We start from the raw sequence: 15,589 nt of genomic DNA, 5'->3' as shown, positions 1-15,589 counted from the left end.
TACTTTTTTCCAAAGATAGGGTTAAAAACTGTGATTTTGCCAATATAATCTTAAATGATATTAACAAAAATGAATGGTTGGCATTATTAAAAAAATATATTAATCAAGCTTAGTTCTATGATTTATAGCTTTATGCAAAGATATAAAATCAACATTTTCCAAACTCACACCACTTGGAATACCTTGAGCTATTTGAGAAAAACTCAAATTTAAATCTTTTAATTTTTCTTCTATAAAAAAAATAATAGCATCAGAATTTAAGCCTTGCGTAAAAGCAAAAAATATTTCTGTAGTTTTATTATACTCAATCATACTTCTTAATTTTGCAATATTTTCCTCACTTGTATCATCAAGTACAAAATAAAGCCCATCATAACTTCTGCTATCTTCTAAAACCAAAACATCTTTAGAATCTTGAACTATACAGATAATATTATGATTTCTTTCTATATTAGAACAAACTTCACATAATTCATTTTCACTTAAAGCACCACATTGTGTGCATTTTTTTATCATTCTAATTGATTCTTCAATATGATAAGCAAGTTTAGAACCCAACAAAGGATCTTTTATACAAACATGATAAGCAAGCCTTAAAGCAGATTTCTTTCCTATGGTAGGCAATGCAGAAAAAGCAGCTACTAACTCATTAAATTTTTCTAAGCCCTTCAAAATTATTTCAACCTTGAAAAAACAATTTTAAAAGTATGATAACCATCTTCATAACTGTAGGTTAGATTATAACCATGAAGATTGCAAATATTATTAATAATATAAAGTCCTAGTCCCATTCCTTCTACTTGGGTATTATGCTCTCTTACAAAAGGTTTTAAATAATAATCAAAAGTTTTTTTAAGTTGAATTCCCTTATTTCTAACAATAATATAATCTCCAGAGCATATAATCTCGCAAGCTTTATCAACTGAGTATTTAATAGCATTATCAATTAAATTTTTAAGCATTAAAGAAAAGAGTTCTAGATCAGCAACTATCATAGTATCCTCTTTATAAGTAATCTTTACTTTTTGATAAAAATCATCTCTCATTAAATAATCTTCAGCTTGCTCTAAAATCAAACTCAAATGATAAGTTTGCAAATTAAGCTGACAATTTCTTGATAAAACTTTTTCAATTTTTCCAAATTCATCTATTAATAATTCAAGTCTTTCAAAAATCGCCACCAAACGATCTTTTTGCTTTTGATTATCTAGCATTTCGCAAACTATTCTACCTTTTCCAATAGGTGTTTTAAGCTCATGCATAATCATTCTTAAGAAAAATTGTCTTGATTTTACAAGCTCTTGAATTTTATTGATAGCATGATCAAATTCAAAAGAAATTTCAGAAATTTCATCATTGATCTGAGAATATTCAGATAAAGGTTCAATTTTACCTGCGCTAATATTTTTAATTTTCTTTTTTAGAATTTTTAAAGGCATTAAAGATCTTAATACTGAAAAATATAAAAATATAATCAAAATCAAGCTAAAAAAGAAACTCAATAAAAACAAATACTCAAGACGTGCAGAAGCGTTTAACTCATAAAGATGTTTTGTGTTAAGCTGCTCTACATAGAAAAAAATTTGGTTATGATAAATAATAGAAGAAAAGCTTCCATATAAGGAATTAACCCTAAGTACTTTTTCACCTTTGGCAACAATATGTTTTATATTACGCTCATTTTCAACTAATTTAAAAGATTTAGAAAGAAGATAGTCATGTATTGAAAAACCTTCTTTTCTTTCTAAATTATATATTATTTTTTCTACAATTTCTTTTTGTCTGCTTTGCTCATTAGTTAAATAAGAATCTATCTGAACCTTACCTAAAAGTACAAACAAGGCACAAACAAATAAAAAAGCCGTTGCAAAAAGGACTGTAATCTTAAGATTAATAGTTACTTTCATCCTATTAATTTATATCCTATTCCTCTAACTGAGAAAATGTGTTTTGGTGCTTTTGAACTATCGCCAATCTTAGTTCTAAGCCTACCAATAATTACATCTAAACTCTTAGAATCTTTATCTTTTAAACTCTTACAGTGATATACAAGTTGTTCTCTGCTAACTGAAAATCCATGTTGTCTTATCATATAACTTAAAATTTCATACTCAGCAGGTGTTAAAACTAAAACTTCATCATTGTAACTAATCTCATGTCTTTTTTCATCAATTTTAAATGCTGAATTGATGATTTTCTCAGGAGTTTCATTTACGCGTTTTGAACGACGAATCAAACTCATAATTCTTGCATGCATTTCTTTTGGATCATAAGGTTTTGGTAGATAATCATCCGCACCTATTTGAAGTCCTACAATTTTATCACTCAAATCACTTCTAGCTGAAGAAATAATAATAGGAATACTATATTTTTCCCTTATTTCACGACAAACTTCAAGACCATCAAGTCCAGGTAAAGTTAAATCAAGAATTAAACAATCATAGTTTTTTATACCAGCACTCATTCCTAAATACGGATCTTCATAATTAGTAACTTTTATATTAAACTGGGCCAAATATTCTGCCAAAAACTCTGCAAAATCTGGATCATCTTCGATCATTAAAACATTAATCATCTCTACCCCTTTAGTGAAAATATGTTACAAACTTAATATTATAACACATAATTTAACTATTCATTTATTTTTTTGCTAAAATTACAATATTAATTTTTCAAGAGAGGAAAAAAGTGGAACTTAACTATTATGAAATACTAGAAATTTCTCAAACATCAGACAAAGAAACCATAAAAAAAGCTTATAGAAAAATGGCATTAAAATATCATCCTGATAGAAACCAAGGAGATAAAGAAGCTGAAGAAAAATTTAAACTTGTCAACGAAGCTTATGAAGTTCTTAGCAATGATGAAAAAAGAAGCATATATGATAGATATGGAAAAGAAGGGCTTAAAGGACAAACAGGCGGATTTAATGGCTTTGGTGATGTTGATTTAGGAGATATATTTTCAAGCTTTTTTGGAGATAATTTTGGTTTTGGCAGCTCAGCACGCAAAAAGGAAAAAGGAAATAAATATCCTCATGATTTAAAAATAGCGACGAAAATTAGCTTTAAAGAAGCTGTTTTTGGTTGCAAAAAAACAATCGATTTTACCTATAAAAGCTTTTGTAAGTCCTGCAAAGGAAGTGGCTCAGAAAATGGAAAATTAGATACTTGTCCTCATTGTGGAGGAAAAGGACAAGTTGGTGTTAGACAAGGTTTTATGACCTTTGTGCAAACTTGTGATCATTGTAAAGGTAGCGGTCAGATTATCAAAGATAAATGTAAAACATGCCATGGTAATGGTTATGAAGAAATTAAAGATCGTATAGAGCTTGATATACCAGAGGGTATAGATAGCGGCATGAGCCTTAGAGTGCAAAACAAAGCCAATGAGCTTCCAAATTCTTCTCAAAGAGGTGATTTGTATATCAAAATCATCGTAGAAGATGATGATAAATTTATCAGACATGATGATGATATCTATACCATAGTACCTGTATTTTTTACCCAAGCTGCTCTAGGAAAGACTATTAAAGTTTCTACCATAAGAGGAGAGGCTGATCTTAAGCTTCCAGTAGGTGCAAAAGATAAACAAAAATTTGAATTAGCTAACGAAGGTGTTAAAAATATTCATAATGGAAAATTAGGCTCGCATATTGTACAAATTGAAATAAAGTTTCCAAAAACACTTACTGACGAACAAAAAAATCTACTATTACAACTTGAAAAAAGCTTTGGTTTAGCAGATGAAGAAGCTTTTATAGAACAAGAAAGCTTGTTTGATAAAATTAAATCTTGGTTTAGTCACTAAGGAAGTTTTAAAGCCATCTCCATGGCTTTATAAATTTCTTCTGTTTTTTGACACTCTAAAAATAACTCAAAAGCAAAAACACCTTGCCATAAAAGCATTTGTACGCCATCTTTTATTGTCAAGCCATTTTCTCTTGCTAATTTTAAAAAAGGTGTATTTTTGCCATAAATCACATCAAAAGCATATTTGGCTTGTTGAAAAAAACCTTTTAAAATCTCTTCTTGACAAGGTAATTTTTCATCATTTAAACCTACGCTAGTTGTATTAATAATCAAATCAAATTTCTTACTTAAATCAAGTTGGGCATATAAAAAACATGGATAATCGGTTAAATTTACAAATCTAGCACTAGAGCGATTTGTTATTGTAACTTCAATATTTCTAGATCTTAAAGCATAAGCTAAAGCTTTAGCCGTACCCCCAGCACCCAAAATCAAAGCATTTTTGATAAGAGTAAAATCTTCAATCGCTTTTAAAAATCCTAGATAATCTGTATTATAAGCATAAATTTTGTTATTTTTATTTAACAAAGTATTAGCAGAACCTATATGCATAACACTTTCATCTTTAAAATCAGCTATTTCACAAGCTACTTCTTTAAAAGGTATGGTGATATTAGCACCATCTAATTTTTGAACAATTTCTTTTAATTTTGTTTTATCTTTTAGATGATATCTTGTATAAGCTGCATCTTTTTTGAGAGCTTGCAAGGCATTATTATGCATTCTTGGAGATTTAGAATGCATAATAGGATCGCCTATAACTGCAAAAGTTTTCATTTTACTCTAAATGTAAAAGCACCTTTTGCTATTTTAGAACGTACTTTTTCTAATTCAGCCTTTAATTCACTTTCTTTATAAGGCCCAACTAAAACTTTTGTTAATTCTTTGCCATTTACTGTTGTTTTGTAAATTTTATAATCATATCCATTTTCTTTAAGTATATTTAATTCTTTTGATTTAGGGTCTAAACTATTTAAAGAAAAAACCTGAATATAAGCACCTGCAGGAAGTTGCGTTTGAACACTTGGAGTTTTTATGCTCTCAAACAATTCATTTGTATTGCTTTGCTCTGGAACTTTTGGTTTTTCAACTACATTATTTTTTGGTTTTTCAGAAGGTTTTTGAATTGGTTTTTCTATGGATTTTTCTACAGGCTTAATCTCTTCTTGTTTTTCTTCCACCTTAGCAGGCTCTTCTTTTGATTCTACTGTAGCAATTTGATCTAACACACTATTACTTGGAACTTCTTGCTTTTCCTCTATAGTAGTATTTGTATCATTCAAAGAGCTTTCTTCTTTTAATTTTCTAGCTAAAGCTTCAAATTCATCTTCTTCTTTAGTACTATCTGTAATAGGTAAAGAATTAAAGTTATTTTCATAAGTAGCTTGCTCTTGCGGCTCTGATGGCATTTGTAATGTTTTTTCTTCACCTGGATCATTGATTAATTTCATTGCTATCATAACAACTAAAAATACAATGATTAAAATAATTGATCTAAGCAAAATTTTTTTAAGCTTTTCGCTTTTATTGTTTTTTTGCAAAATAATATCATCAAATTCATTTTTGTTATTTTCTTCCATTTTTTCATCCTTTCAAGAAATTACATGTGTTTAGACCAAGAGGCACCACGTTCTTTTTGATAAACTTCATAAGGCAGGGTTAATATATTAAATTCTCTAGGTATATCCATACTAGGAAAAACCTTCCACTCTACTGGCATCTTTTGAGAAAAAAGTAAAGATAATTTTGAGCCCAAAGAGCAAGCCTCGTTAAAGGTTGTATGTCCTTTATGGATATATAAATGCAAGTGATTATTAGTTCTTGTTCTATAAGCGGTAAAATTAATAAAACCCTCTTCTCTTAAAACAAGTTGCGCTCTATGCCAAAAACGCTCCGCATTGAAACCATTATAATCAAATACAATATTTTCAACCTTATCAAAACTATTAATCAAAGAATGCGCCACGATTATCTTTTTTTCCATATGCTCTTGTATAACACTAGCAGTTAATGGAGCATTGATTTTCTCAAATTTATCAAAGAAAATCCTACCCTTGTATTCATATTTATTCACTATAGTATCACGCTTTATATAATAATGGCTTGTAACCATTTTAATTAAAGCTAAATCCATTGTTGTAATCAAAATAAAGCCCTTTCATAAATAATAAAATTACTTGCTAAATCCTTTAGTTTAACCTTGATTTCCTCTTGTAGTTTAGTATTTTGTATATCATCTAAAATATCAGCTATATAATTTGCAACAATAGTAATTTGCTCTTCTTTAAAACCTCTAGCTGTTAAAGCTGCTGTTCCAAGTCTTAAACCACTCGTTACAAAGGGGCTTCTAGTTTCACCTGGAACAGTATTTTTATTAGCTGTAATACCTGCTCTTTCTAGTGCTAAATCCGCATCTTTACCACTAAATTCTTTATTTAAAAAGCTTAATAAAATCAAATGATTATCAGTACCACCACTGACTAAATCATATTTTCTATCTATTAAAACTTGTGCCAAAGTAGCGGTATTTTTAATGATTTGCTTAGCATAAATTTTCCACTCATCACTCAAATTATATTTAAATCCAACTGCCTTAGCAGCAATTACATGCATTAATGGACCACCTTGAATACCTGGGAAAATTGCGGAATTGATTTTTTTGGCAATTTCTTCATCATTACACATAATAATCCCGCCTCTTGGACCTCTTAAAGTTTTATGTGTAGTAGAACTTACAACATGAGCATAAGGGAATGGACTAGGATGTTCACCTGCTACAACCAAACCTGCAATATGCGCAATATCAGCAAATAAGTATGCGCCAACCTCATCTGCTATTTCTCTAAATTTAGCAAAATCAATCACTCTAGGATAAGCACTAGCACCACAAACAATAAGTTTTGGCTTAACTTCTTTTGCTATCTCTCTAACTTTATCATAATTAATTCTTCCATCAAGCTCAACTCCATAAAAAAAGCTTTCATAAACTTTTCCAGAAGAACTTACTTTAGAACCATGAGTTAAGTGTCCTCCATGGCTTAAATCCATACCCAAAATTCTATCACCAGGATTTAATAATGCCATATACACACCTTGATTTGCTTGTGAACCTGAACTAGGTTGTACATTGGCAAAATTACAATTAAAAAGTTTTTTACATCTTTCTATAGCAATCGTCTCAATCTCATCTACAAATTCACATCCACCATAATATCTTTTACCAGGATAGCCTTCTGCATATTTGTTTGTTAAAATGCTACCCATTACCTCCATAACTTCTGGTATGGTAAAATTTTCACTTGCTATCATTTCAAGACCATCGCATTGTCTTGCTAACTCTTTTTGGGTTAAATCAAAAATTTCTTTATCAAAATTTTCCAACATTTACTCTCCTTTTATCTCATTTTTAAGTGGTCTCATGGCTGGGAAAAGTACTACATCACGAATTGATTTTTTATTAATTAAAAGCATAACTAATCTATCTATTCCAATGCCTTGCCCCGCAGTTGGTGCCATAGCATAGCCTAGTGCATTAACAAAATCCTCATCCATCTCACATGCTTCTTCATCGCCTGCATTCTTAGCTTCAATTTGTTTTAAAAATCTCTCATATTGATCTAGCGGATCATTAAGCTCATTAAATCCATTTGCAATCTCTCTACCTGCGATAAACAACTCAAATCTTTCAGCAATATCTGCATCTTTATCACTTCTTCTAGATAAAGGACTTATGGAAATAGGAAAATCTATCACGAAAGTAGGATCAATTAGTTTATCTTCAACATAATTATCAAAAAGTTCAGCTTGTAAATGACCTAATTCTAATTTTTCATTGGCTTCAAAGCCATCTTTTTTTAGCTTTTCTAAGATTAATTCTTTATTATTAATAAGCTCATCATCTAAACCACCATATTTTTTTAACGCATCTTTATAAGTAATTCTTTCAAATGGCTTAGAAAAATCAATTATTTTTTCATCAAATTCAAGTTTTTTGTCTAATTTTAATTTATCCAAAAGCATAGCAAAAAGCTCTTCTGTTAAATCCATCAAATCATGATAATTATGATAAGCCCAATAAAACTCAATTGTAGTAAATTCAGGATTGTGCGTTAAATCCATCCCTTCATTTCTAAAACATCTATTAATCTCATAAACTGCCTCAAAACCACCTACAATCAAACGTTTTAGATATAATTCTGGAGCTATTCTTAAAAATCTTTCCACACCCAAAGCATTGTGATAAGTCACAAAAGGCTTTGCATTTGCTCCTCCTGCAATAGGATGCATCATTGGTGTTTCAACTTCCAAAAATCCTTTATTGTCAAAAAAAGATCTAATATAAGAAACAATTTTAGAACGTAAAATAAAATCTTTTCTCACTTCACTATTCATAATCATATCAAGGTATCTTTTTCTATATCTTTGCTCGATGTCAGTAAGCCCATGATATTTTTCCGGTAAAGGCACTATGGCTTTTGTAGCTATTTGAATTTGCTCCACATGAAGACTAAATTCTCCTGTTTTAGTCATAAAAGGAAAACCTTTAGCCAAAACAATATCTCCTACTTCAAGATATTTTTTTAAAATAGCAAAGTATTCTTCCCCTAAAATATTTTGATTAAAATAAATTTGTAAATTATCTTGCTCATCTTCTATATTAGCAAATACTGATTTACCAGCTATCCTAAGAAGCTTTAATCTTCCTGCTAACACCCCATGAGCATTTTCATCGCGCTGATTTTCCATATCTTTAATGTAAGCAAATTTACTTTTATATTCATTTATGCTCATTTCTTTTTTTAAAAAATGTGGATAAGGGTTGATTCCTAGTTCTTTTAATTCTTGTGCTTTTTGAATTTTTTGTTGTTCTAAAATATTATCAAACATTAAATATACCTTTATTTTTTACTACATTGTGGACATAAGCCATAAAGCTGCATTAAATGTCCTGTTAATTTAAAATTATATTCTTTTGCTATTAACATTTGTTGTTGTTCAATAATAGAATTTTCAAATTCCACAATCTCTCCACAACTTTTACAAATCAGATGATCATGATGAGGCTTATTTGCAAGTTCAAATTTCTTTCCTGAAGCACCAAAAGATATAGAAGTAGCCATACCTGATTCTTCTAATAAATTTAAAGTTCTATAAACTGTCGCAATACCTACATTTAGCTCAGGATTTTTTTGCTTAATTTCCACATATAAACTTTCTGGAGTATAATGCATATCACTATTATATAAGGTTTTTAAAAGCACTTCTCTTTGTTTAGTATATTTTAGACCATTATCTTTAAGTGTTTTTTTAAAACGCTCAAGTAAAACATCATATTCTATATTTTCAATTTGCATTATTTACCTCCGAATTTAGACTTAAATTAGAATCTATAATTTGTTCTTGTATTTTATCTAAACCATTTTGAGTAAAATCCGTATTCATTATAAAATCACCTGTTTGTCTAAGTAATTCTAATGTATAGCTATTTTTAGCATATTTTTCCAAGCTTGAATTTAAAAATTCTATATTATTAACACAAGCTACCAAAATAGCAAAAATCAAAAATATTTTAGCACTACCAAACAAAAATCCACCAATACGATCTATAAAACCAAGACCACTCATACTAAACATTTTTGATAGTATATTTCCCAAAGCCATACAAGCTATCCATATCACGATCAATAAAACTAAAAATCCCGCAAAAATTGCAAGATTTTCATTTTCAATTGCATAAAAATTATTATTAATAATTTCTGCTACTTCTTTAGCATATCTTGAAGCAAATAAAACCCCACCAACTATACCCAGCAAACCAAAAATTTCTTTAAATAAACCACTTACCAAGCCTTTTAAGCCCAAAATCACAGTTAAGCCCAAAACAAATACATCAAACCACGAAAAATTTTCCATCTACGCTAAACTCCAAATATTTTATTCAATTATTTTAGGGACTATAAAAAATCCATCTTGAGAATTTGGAGCATGCTTGCTAATTACATCAAATACTTCAGATTTTCTACTTTCATCTAGTCTAAATGGCGTTCCACCTTTTGTGGTACTTGTCATAGCCTCCACATCATCAAGTTTTAATTCATCTAATTTTTCTACAAAATTAACAATTTGACTTAATTGTTCTTCTAATTCTTGTCTTTTCTCATCAGCAATTTTTAAAGCACTTAGCTTTTCAAGTTTAGTCAATAATTTATCATCAATTTGCATGATTTACCTTAATTTTAATTTATATCCAAGAAAACTCTTTTTTTAGATTAAAAATTATAACATAAAATCATTTATTTTTTCATTTTTATATGTTACAATTATAGACTTAAAACAATAAATAATGTTTATTCTTGCTAAAAAAGGGAAAATATGGCTTTAAAAGAAAACTTAAAAGCAGTCCGAGAAGAATTAAGCTCTCAAGAGCAAATGATGGAAAATTTTATCAAATCTGAGCGCTTTATAAAAAAATACAAATACTATTTCATTGCAATTATTGTACTTTTAATTGCATATTTTGGTGGAAGTTATTTTTATAATCTAAAACAAGAAAGTAATATTCAAGAAAGTAATATAATTTTTAATAATTTATTAAAAAATCCTTCAGATCAAAAATTACTCGAAGAATTAAAACAAAAAAATGCAAATTTATATACCATATTCATCATGGAGCAAAACAATCAAGATCTTAATCAAACTTTAAATCTTAATATAGATCCTTTGTTAAAACAAATAGTACTTGCTCAAAATAATCAAAAGTCAGAATTTTTAAAAGATTATAATACCCTACTAGCAGGTTTTGAATTTCTAAAACAAAATGATTTTAAAAATGCAGATATAGAATTTAATAAAATACCTATAAATTCTCCTTTATGGCAGATTATTACAAGCTTAAAACATTATCAAGGAATAAAATGAAACACTTTTATTTATTTATTATAACTTTAATATTTTTTAGCGCTTGTGGCACAAAAAGGGAGTATTATCAACCAACACAAACAGAACAACTTCCTTATAGCTCACATAATATTAATGGTAAGATTATCAATTTCAATAACAATATAGCACAATTAAATAGCAATTCCTTTATAGACTCCATGGGGAATATTATTAATTTTAAACTAGATAAAAATTATCATATTTTAAATATGCAACAAGAAGAAGTTCTTATTGGCGATGATAATGGAAATTTTAAGATTTTAAATTTGCAAGGCGAGGAATTGTTTTCTCATAAATTTAATGAAAGCGTGGTAAGCGCAAGTATAGATGGAGATGATATAGCTTTGGTTTTAGCTAGCAATACCTTAGTATATGCAAATAAAAATCTTGGTATTAAAATGCTTCAAAATCTTGGTACAGCTTATGCTCAAGATAGTCGTTATGCTAATCCTTATTTTTTAAATACTATTATCATATATCCTATGCTTAATGGAAAATTAGCCATACTTAATAAAAGCACATTAAAAGTTAGTAAAGAAATTTTAGTAAGTAGTGAAGAATTTTTTAACAATATCATCTACCTTCATGTAAAAAATGATACAATGGTTGCCGCAACAGCACAAAAAATCATCGTTGTTACTCCAAATAGAACTTTATACCTAAATGAAAATATTAAAGAAGTAAATATCAATGATAATGAAATTTTCATACTTACAAAAGATGGAAGAATTCTTAAAAATGACTATAATCTTAGAAAAATCGATGAAATAAAATTTCAATTTGCTCTATTTTCCAAAAGCACCTTATACAACAACTCTTTATATATTTTTGAAAAAACAGGTTATTTGATCAAGCTAAATACAAATTTGAAAGATTATACAGTATATAAACTAAGTGAAGCTGTTGATAAAAAAAGTTTTATGGCAAATGGTAAATTTTTCTTTCAAAACAAATTTTTACAATTAAACTAAAATGAATCAAGAACTTAGTGATATTCTTATAAAACATGGAATTATTTTAAAAAACACTAAGTCTTTAGATATTCATGTTTTTAGCAAAAAGAAAAAAATAACTTGTATTTATGGAGAAAATACAAGTAAGCAATACTGCTTAATTTTATTTTCTTTTGCGAAAAGTAAAATTTTAACAAAAGAATGTCTAGAATTTGAAAGTATTTTTCAAAATATAAACCAAACTCTAAACTTAAATTTTCAAAATTATTTTATTTTTCATCAAGCTTTAATTTGTTCAAAAGCAAAAGAATATTTAACTACCAAAGGAATTAAAAGTTATGCTTTTATGTGATATTGGCAATACAACCGCAAGTTTTTTAAACGAGCAAAAATTTCATTCTATGAGTATAGAACAATTTTTACAATATGAGCCAACACAGAAAGTATTTTATATCAATGTTAATCCAAATTTAGAGCAAAGATTGAAACAAAATCCCTTATTTATCAATCTTGCTCCATATTTTAACTTTGATACTATTTATGATAATTTAGGGGTCGATAGAATAGCAGCTTGCTATACTATAGAAGATGGTGTTGTAGTTGATGCAGGCTCTGCAATCACTGTAGATATTATCTCTAATTCTATTCATCTTGGTGGATTTATTCTTCCTGGTATTGAAAGTTACAAAAAATCTTTTTCTAATATTTCATCACGTTTAAAATATGAATTAAACACCCAAATAAATTTTGATGCTTTTCCCCAAAGAACTGTTGATGCTTTAAGTTATGGTGTATTTAAAAGCATATATTTACTCATAAAAGATAGTGCATATGGTAAAAAATTATATTTTACCGGCGGTGATGGACAATTTCTTGCAAATTTTTTTGATTATGCTATTTATGATAAATTTTTAATTTTTAGAGGCATGAAAAAAGCTGTTTGTGAAAATTTTATACTTTAAAATTTATTTCTACGCCCCCACTCTTAAAATTATAAGCTTTATTTAAACTCAAAACAACTATATTTTGATATCATTAGCAAAAGTAAATATACAAAAGGAATTGATAACAATGGATCAAAAACATTTTGATACCGTAGTAATTGGCGGTGGGATTTCTGGTGCTGCGGCATTTTATGAGCTAGCTAGATATACAAATATTCAAAATATTGCTTTATTAGAAAAATATAATAATGCCGCAACTTTAAATAGTCATAGCACAAGCAATTCACAAACTATCCACTGTGGCGATATAGAAACAAACTATACCTTAGAAAAAGCAAAAAAAGTTAAAAAAACTGCAGATATGATTGTTAAATACGGTCTTTTGCAAAATGCACAAAATAAATTTATGCACTCACACCAAAAACTTGCACTTGCAGTTGGAGACAAAGAATGCGAGTATATGAAAAATAGATATGAAGAATTTAAAGAATTATATCCTTATATTAAATTTTACACTAAAAATGATATTAAGCAAATAGAACCTAATGTTGTATTAGGTGAAGATGGCATCAATGATAGAGCAGATAATATAGTCGCTATGGGCGTAGAAGAAGGTGAAATTTATACCACAGTGGATTTTGGATTAATGAGCCAAAATCTTATAGAACAAGCTTGCAAACAAGGTAAAAATACCCATGTAGCTTATAATCAAGAAGTTGTTTTTATAGAAAAAAAAGATGATATTTTTTATATAAAAACAAGAGATTTTAAAGAATATAGTGCAAAATCAATTATAGTAAATACGGGAGCACATTCTTTATTTTTAGCACATAAAATGGGTATAGGATTAGATAAATCTTGCTTTCCTGTTGCAGGAAGTTTTTACATGGCAAAAAGAAAAATTTTAAATGGTAAAGTTTATATGGTGCAAAATCCAAAACTCCCATTTGCTGCGCTACATGGTGATCCTGATTTATTAGCCAATATGAATACACGCTTTGGCCCTACTGCTTTAGTTATTCCTATGTTAGAAAGATATCATGGTTTTAAATCGCTACCTGAATTTTTCAAAACATTAAATTTAGATATGAATGTAGTTAAAATTTGTTTTAATCTTTTTAAAGATTCTACTATTAGAAATTATATTCTTTATAATTATTTGTTTGAAATTCCTTATATTAACAAAAGACTTTTTGTAAAAGATGCCAAAAAAATAGTTCCTAGTTTAAAAACAGATGATATTTACTATGCCAAAAACTTTGGCGGGGTACGCCCTCAAGTGCTTGATAAAAAAGCAGGAGAATTAATGCTTGGCGAGGCAAGTATCACTGAAATTCCAGGTATAATTTTCAATATGACACCAAGTCCAGGTGCTACAAGCTGTCTTGGCAATGGTTATAGAGATGCAAAACTTATTTGTCAATACTTGGGTGCTAATTTTAATGAGGATTTATTTACTAGCGAACTACTATAAAAAGGATAAGAAATGTTAAAAAAAACAAAAATAGTTGCAACGATCGGACCAGCAAGCGAAAATGAAGCTACAATAAGACAAATGATTATTAATGGAGTAAATGTTTTTCGTTTAAACTTTTCACATGGAACCCATGAGTATCATAGTCAAAATCTAGCTACTATTAGAAAAGTAGCAGCTGAACTTAATGCAAGAATTGGAATTTTACAAGACATTAGTGGACCAAAAATTAGAACCTTAAAAATTCCAGAAGCTTTTGAGCTAAAAAATGGAGATAGACTAGACTTTTACAAAGATACTTTTGAAGGAGAAAAACTTTCTAATGAACATTATAAAGTCTGTATTAATCACCCTGAAATTCTTTCAATGCTAAAGGTAGGAGAATACATCTATCTTTGCGATGGTTCCATCAAAACCAAAGTAGTGCAAGTTGAAAAAGATTTTATCCAAACCCAAGTAGAAAATAGCGGGGTGCTTAGCTCAAACAAGGGAATTAATTTTCCAAATACAAAAATCAATATCGATGTTATCACCCAAAAAGACAAAGACGATCTTGCGTGGGGTATTAAGAATGATGTTGATTTTTTAGCCATCTCTTTTGTGCAAAATGCTCATGATATTGATGAAGTTAAAAAAATACTTGATGAAAATAATGCCAAAATTGCTATTTTTGCAAAAATAGAAAAATTTGATGCTGTTGAAAATATTGATGAAATCATAAATTGTAGCGATGGTATAATGGTTGCAAGAGGAGATTTAGGCATTGAAGTGCCTTATTATAGGGTGCCAAATATACAAAAACTCATCATTAAAAAAGCTAACGAGGCTAATAAACCTGTCATCACTGCTACTCAAATGCTTTTTTCTCTTGCAAAATCCAAAACTGCCACAAGAGCTGAAATTTCAGATGTTGCTAATGCCGTGCTTGATGGCACTGACGCAGTTATGCTTAGCGAAGAAAGTGCAGTGGGGATTGATCCAGCAAATGCGGTTGATATTATGACTCAAACCATTATAGAAACAGAAAAAAACTATCCTTATGAAAAATTTGAAAGCTTTAAATGTTTCAATGAAACCGATATCATTGCTAAATCAAGCACACAACTAGCAACTGATTTAAATGCAAATGCAATTTTTACCATTACAAGCAGTGGTGCTTCTGCAGTTAAAACAGCAAGATATCGTCCAAAAATGGATATCATAGCTATTACTCATTCTAAAAAAGCTTTAAATTTTTTAAGTATAGTTTGGGGAGTTCAACCTGCTATATTGATAGAAAAGCATGAAAATTTAACAGAACTTTTAAGCAATTCTGTAAAACTTGGAGTTGAAAAAGGCCTTATGAAAAAAGATGGGGTTTACACTCTTACTGCAGGATTTCCAGTAGGTGTTGCAGGAAGTACAAATTTAATTAGAATTTTACAAAAAGATCAAATTGAATATTATTTAAGTTTGGGAAAATAACCC

General features: G+C 28.8%; 18 protein-coding genes. 7 read left to right on the top strand and 11 right to left on the bottom strand.

Annotation, left to right across the window (positions count from 1 at the left end; translation table 11 throughout):
• Positions 1 to 99: 99 nt before the first annotated feature.
• Genes recR through L8W55_RS06450 form a run of 3 tightly spaced genes read right to left on the bottom strand, consistent with a single transcriptional unit; the run spans position 100 to position 2,575 of the window.
• Positions 100 to 675, bottom strand: coding sequence for a recombination mediator RecR (gene recR, locus L8W55_RS06460; protein WP_263677903.1), 576 nt, complete (start codon positions 673 to 675; stop codon positions 100 to 102).
• Positions 675 to 1,907, bottom strand: coding sequence for an ArsS family sensor histidine kinase (locus L8W55_RS06455; protein WP_263677899.1), 1,233 nt, complete (start codon positions 1,905 to 1,907; stop codon positions 675 to 677). The genes recR and L8W55_RS06455 overlap by 1 nt, the downstream gene beginning before the upstream one ends.
• A complete protein-coding gene (locus L8W55_RS06450; protein WP_039617824.1) occupies positions 1,904 to 2,575 on the bottom strand; it encodes a response regulator transcription factor in 672 nt (223 codons plus the stop codon). The genes L8W55_RS06455 and L8W55_RS06450 overlap by 4 nt, the downstream gene beginning before the upstream one ends.
• Positions 2,576 to 2,688: 113 nt before the next feature.
• Between L8W55_RS06450 and dnaJ the strand changes: the two genes are divergently transcribed.
• Positions 2,689 to 3,810 carry a molecular chaperone DnaJ gene (dnaJ, locus tag L8W55_RS06445; protein WP_263677898.1) on the top strand — a complete coding sequence of 374 codons (1,122 nt, stop codon included), beginning with the start codon at positions 2,689 to 2,691 and terminating at the stop codon, positions 3,808 to 3,810.
• Here dnaJ and L8W55_RS06440 read toward each other — a convergent pair.
• From L8W55_RS06440 to gatC, 8 genes are read right to left on the bottom strand one after another with little or no spacing between them, the layout of a single operon-like run.
• Positions 3,807 to 4,589 carry a shikimate dehydrogenase gene (locus L8W55_RS06440; RefSeq protein WP_263677897.1) on the bottom strand — a complete coding sequence of 261 codons (783 nt, stop codon included), beginning with the start codon at positions 4,587 to 4,589 and terminating at the stop codon, positions 3,807 to 3,809. The genes dnaJ and L8W55_RS06440 overlap by 4 nt on opposite strands.
• A complete protein-coding gene (locus L8W55_RS06435; RefSeq protein WP_263677896.1) occupies positions 4,586 to 5,392 on the bottom strand; it encodes an SPOR domain-containing protein in 807 nt (268 codons plus the stop codon). Before L8W55_RS06435 ends, L8W55_RS06440 begins: the two co-directional genes overlap by 4 nt.
• Before the next feature lie 20 nt (positions 5,393 to 5,412).
• Complete coding sequence (locus tag L8W55_RS06430) at positions 5,413 to 5,958, bottom strand: DUF1882 domain-containing protein (RefSeq protein ID WP_263675352.1); 546 nt, start codon at positions 5,956 to 5,958, stop codon at positions 5,413 to 5,415.
• On the bottom strand, positions 5,955 to 7,196 hold the full coding sequence (locus L8W55_RS06425; protein ID WP_257397119.1) for a serine hydroxymethyltransferase: 1,242 nt from the start codon (positions 7,194 to 7,196) through the stop codon (positions 5,955 to 5,957). Before L8W55_RS06425 ends, L8W55_RS06430 begins: the two co-directional genes overlap by 4 nt.
• Positions 7,197 to 8,699, bottom strand: a complete 1,503-nt coding sequence (gene lysS, locus L8W55_RS06420) for a lysine--tRNA ligase (protein ID WP_263677895.1) — start codon at positions 8,697 to 8,699, stop codon at positions 7,197 to 7,199.
• An 11-nt stretch (positions 8,700 to 8,710) separates the two neighbouring features.
• Positions 8,711 to 9,166: a Fur family transcriptional regulator gene (locus L8W55_RS06415; protein WP_043019516.1), complete on the bottom strand. Its 456-nt coding sequence runs from the start codon at positions 9,164 to 9,166 to the stop codon at positions 8,711 to 8,713.
• Positions 9,156 to 9,725, bottom strand: a complete 570-nt coding sequence (locus L8W55_RS06410; protein WP_263677893.1) for a CvpA family protein — start codon at positions 9,723 to 9,725, stop codon at positions 9,156 to 9,158. The genes L8W55_RS06415 and L8W55_RS06410 overlap by 11 nt, the downstream gene beginning before the upstream one ends.
• A 21-nt stretch (positions 9,726 to 9,746) precedes the next feature.
• Complete coding sequence (gatC, locus tag L8W55_RS06405; RefSeq protein WP_263662245.1) at positions 9,747 to 10,034, bottom strand: Asp-tRNA(Asn)/Glu-tRNA(Gln) amidotransferase subunit GatC; 288 nt, start codon at positions 10,032 to 10,034, stop codon at positions 9,747 to 9,749.
• A gap of 150 nt (positions 10,035 to 10,184) precedes the next feature.
• Between gatC and L8W55_RS06400 the strand changes: the two genes are divergently transcribed.
• The 6 genes from L8W55_RS06400 (at position 10,185) to pyk (ending at position 15,586) form a co-directional block, all read left to right on the top strand.
• Positions 10,185 to 10,730, top strand: coding sequence for a hypothetical protein (locus L8W55_RS06400; protein ID WP_263677892.1), 546 nt, complete (start codon positions 10,185 to 10,187; stop codon positions 10,728 to 10,730).
• Positions 10,727 to 11,722 (top strand): hypothetical protein, encoded by a 996-nt coding sequence (locus L8W55_RS06395; RefSeq protein WP_263677891.1) that lies wholly within the window; start codon positions 10,727 to 10,729, stop codon positions 11,720 to 11,722. The genes L8W55_RS06400 and L8W55_RS06395 overlap by 4 nt, the downstream gene beginning before the upstream one ends.
• Position 11,723: 1 nt before the next feature.
• On the top strand, positions 11,724 to 12,056 hold the full coding sequence (locus tag L8W55_RS06390; protein WP_263677890.1) for a hypothetical protein: 333 nt from the start codon (positions 11,724 to 11,726) through the stop codon (positions 12,054 to 12,056).
• Positions 12,043 to 12,666 carry a type III pantothenate kinase gene (locus L8W55_RS06385; protein WP_087700105.1) on the top strand — a complete coding sequence of 208 codons (624 nt, stop codon included), beginning with the start codon at positions 12,043 to 12,045 and terminating at the stop codon, positions 12,664 to 12,666. Before L8W55_RS06390 ends, L8W55_RS06385 begins: the two co-directional genes overlap by 14 nt.
• Positions 12,667 to 12,775: 109 nt before the next feature.
• Positions 12,776 to 14,122, top strand: coding sequence for an FAD-dependent oxidoreductase (locus tag L8W55_RS06380; protein WP_263677889.1), 1,347 nt, complete (start codon positions 12,776 to 12,778; stop codon positions 14,120 to 14,122).
• A 12-nt stretch (positions 14,123 to 14,134) separates the two neighbouring features.
• On the top strand, positions 14,135 to 15,586 hold the full coding sequence (pyk, locus tag L8W55_RS06375; protein ID WP_263677888.1) for a pyruvate kinase: 1,452 nt from the start codon (positions 14,135 to 14,137) through the stop codon (positions 15,584 to 15,586).
• Positions 15,587 to 15,589 lie beyond the last annotated feature (3 nt).

Source organism: Campylobacter sp. FU_520, assembly GCF_025772385.1.
Lineage (GTDB): Bacteria > Campylobacterota > Campylobacteria > Campylobacterales > Campylobacteraceae > Campylobacter_D > Campylobacter_D lari_C.
This window is presented reverse-complemented; position numbering and strand designations above follow the sequence as displayed.

Coding starts and splice junctions, on each gene's coding strand:
- L8W55_RS06400 (WP_263677892.1), top strand. CDS start 10,185: ATGGCTTTAAAAGAAAACTTAAAAGCAGTCCGAGAAGAATTAAGCTCT.
- L8W55_RS06385 (WP_087700105.1), top strand. CDS start 12,043: ATGCTTTTATGTGATATTGGCAATACAACCGCAAGTTTTTTAAACGAG.
- pyk (WP_263677888.1), top strand. CDS start 14,135: ATGTTAAAAAAAACAAAAATAGTTGCAACGATCGGACCAGCAAGCGAA.
- gatC (WP_263662245.1), bottom strand. CDS start 10,034: ATGCAAATTGATGATAAATTATTGACTAAACTTGAAAAGCTAAGTGCT.
- L8W55_RS06455 (WP_263677899.1), bottom strand. CDS start 1,907: ATGAAAGTAACTATTAATCTTAAGATTACAGTCCTTTTTGCAACGGCT.
- L8W55_RS06435 (WP_263677896.1), bottom strand. CDS start 5,392: ATGGAAGAAAATAACAAAAATGAATTTGATGATATTATTTTGCAAAAA.
- L8W55_RS06450 (WP_039617824.1), bottom strand. CDS start 2,575: ATGATTAATGTTTTAATGATCGAAGATGATCCAGATTTTGCAGAGTTT.
- L8W55_RS06425 (WP_257397119.1), bottom strand. CDS start 7,196: ATGTTGGAAAATTTTGATAAAGAAATTTTTGATTTAACCCAAAAAGAG.
- L8W55_RS06395 (WP_263677891.1), top strand. CDS start 10,727: ATGAAACACTTTTATTTATTTATTATAACTTTAATATTTTTTAGCGCT.
- L8W55_RS06440 (WP_263677897.1), bottom strand. CDS start 4,589: ATGAAAACTTTTGCAGTTATAGGCGATCCTATTATGCATTCTAAATCT.
- L8W55_RS06415 (WP_043019516.1), bottom strand. CDS start 9,166: ATGCAAATTGAAAATATAGAATATGATGTTTTACTTGAGCGTTTTAAA.
- lysS (WP_263677895.1), bottom strand. CDS start 8,699: ATGTTTGATAATATTTTAGAACAACAAAAAATTCAAAAAGCACAAGAA.
- L8W55_RS06410 (WP_263677893.1), bottom strand. CDS start 9,725: ATGGAAAATTTTTCGTGGTTTGATGTATTTGTTTTGGGCTTAACTGTG.
- L8W55_RS06390 (WP_263677890.1), top strand. CDS start 11,724: ATGAATCAAGAACTTAGTGATATTCTTATAAAACATGGAATTATTTTA.
- L8W55_RS06380 (WP_263677889.1), top strand. CDS start 12,776: ATGGATCAAAAACATTTTGATACCGTAGTAATTGGCGGTGGGATTTCT.